This window comes from Streptomyces sp. DSM 15324 (assembly GCF_001514285.1).
Taxonomy (GTDB): Bacteria; Actinomycetota; Actinomycetes; order Streptomycetales; family Streptomycetaceae; genus Streptomyces.
In genome coordinates this window covers 1-2,157 of record NZ_KQ949064.1, presented here as the reverse complement: position 1 = coordinate 2,157, position 2,157 = coordinate 1, and the positions used below count along the sequence as shown (strand labels likewise).

Below are 2,157 nucleotides of genomic sequence, written 5' to 3'. Positions count from 1 at the left end.
GTCTCCTGACTTCCCTGGCGGAGGCCTGGGTGCGTGGTGTCCCCGTCGACTGGACGGCCGTGCTGGCCGGACAGGACGCCCGGACGCTCCCGCTGCCGACGTACGCCTTCCAACGTCGGCGCTACTGGTTCGATGGCGGCGCTACCCGTGGCCTTCCGCTCGAAGCCGACGTCGTTCCGTCGTCGGAGCGGCGCAACGACTGGGTGCAGCGGATCCGGGCTCATGCCGCCGCCGTGCTGGGGCATGCCGCAACAGGGGATGTCGACTCGACGCTCACCTTCAAGGCGCTGGGCTTCGATTCCGCGACCTCGGTCGAACTGCGGAACCGGCTGGTGGAGGACACGGGACTCTCGCTGCCGGCCTCCGTTCTCTTCGATCACCCCACTCCCCAGGCACTCGCCCGTCATGTACGGGGGCTGCTCGACGGTGGCGGCGACCCGGCCCCCGAGATGCCCGAGGGCCCGGTGTCCGCCTCTGAGGGTGAGCCGATCGCCATCGTGGCCATGGGCTGCCGTCTGCCCGGTGGCATCAGCACACCTCAAGAGCTCTGGGAACTCCTCTCCGCCGGCGACGACACCGTCTCCGGCTTTCCCGCCGACCGCGGCTGGGACCTGGAGAACCTGTACGACCCCGACCCGGAACATCACGGGACCACGTACGCACGCTCGGGTTCGTTCCTCTACGACGCCGGTGACTTCGACCCCGGCTTCTTCGGGATCTCGCCGCGCGAGGCCGTCGCCATGGATCCGCAGCAGCGGCTTCTCCTGGAAGCCTCCTGGGAGGCGCTGGAGCGGGCCGGGATCGACCCGGAGACGCTCCGGGAGCGCGACGGCGGAGTGTTCGTGGGAATCATGCAGCAGGAGTACGGGCCCGGACTGCACCGCGCCCCCGACTCCGTCGACGGACATCTCCTCACCGGCACGTCCTCCAGTGTGGCCAGCGGTCGGATCGCCTATGTCCTGGGACTGCGCGGACAGGCGGTGACCGTGGACACCGCGTGCTCGTCGTCGTTGGTGGCCCTGCATCTCGCGGTCCAGGCGCTGCGCGCCGGTGAGTGCTCGTTCGCGCTCGCAGGCGGCGCGACGGTGATGGCCGAGCCCGGCATCTTCGTGGAGTTCAGTCGTCAGCGGGGGCTCGCTCCGGACGGTCGGTGCAAGCCGTTCGCGGCGGGGGCGGACGGCACCGGCTGGGGTGAGGGTGTCGGGGTGCTGCTGCTGGAGCGGTTGTCGGACGCCCGTCGCCACGGTCATCCGGTGCTGGCGGTGGTGCGCGGCTCGGCGGTCAACCAGGACGGTGCGAGCAACGGGCTCACGGCGCCCAACGGTCCCGCCCAGGAGCGGGTGATCCGGGCGGCGCTCGCGAAGGCCGGGCTGTCGCCGGCCGACGTGGACGCGGTGGAGGCGCACGGCACGGGCACGACCCTGGGCGACCCGATCGAGGCGCAGGCGCTCCTCGCCACGTACGGACGGGGCCGGGATCCGGAACGGCCGTTGTGGCTGGGCTCGTTGAAGTCCAACATCGGCCACACCCAGGCTGCCGCGGGCGTGGTCGGTGTGATGAAGATGGTGCTCGCGTTGCAGCAGGGAATCCTTCCGCGCACGCTCAACGTCGACGAGCCGACTCCGCATGTCGACTGGTCGGCGGGGGCGGTGTCGCTGCTCACGGAGGCCGTGGAGTGGCCGTCGGACGAGGGGCGTCCGCGTCGCGCGGGTGTGTCGTCCTTCGGGATCAGCGGGACGAACGCGCATGTGGTGTTGGAGGAGGCTCCGGTTGTGCCGGAGGCCGAGTCCGGCCGTGCGGGTGCGGGCACGTCACCGGTGTTGGTGGCTGGTGGTGTGGTGCCGTGGGTGGTGTCGGGTCGTGGTGGTGAGGGGCTGGCGGGTCAGGCGGGTCGCCTGGCCTCGGTCGTGGGGTCTGCCGGTGGTGAGGTGCGGCCGGTGGATGTGGCGTGGTCGCTGGCGGCGACGCGTACGGCGTTCGAGAACCGGGCCGTGGTCCTGGGCGCCGAACGCGACGACTTGATCCGCGCGGTCAAGGGGCTCACGGCGGACGACGGTGTGAACCCGTCGTCCGTGGTGCGAGGGCGAGCCACTCGTGCCGCCGGTGACGTGGTGTTCGTGTTCCCGGGTCAGGGTGCCCAGTGGGTGGGTATGGGAC

The 2,157-nt window shown here is 71.3% G+C and carries 1 pseudogene; it reads left to right on the top strand.

Annotated elements, in window-relative coordinates:
• Positions 1–8: 8 nt before the first annotated feature.
• Positions 9–2,157 (top strand): annotated as a pseudogene (locus AQJ58_RS40185) (type I polyketide synthase); the annotation flags it as partial.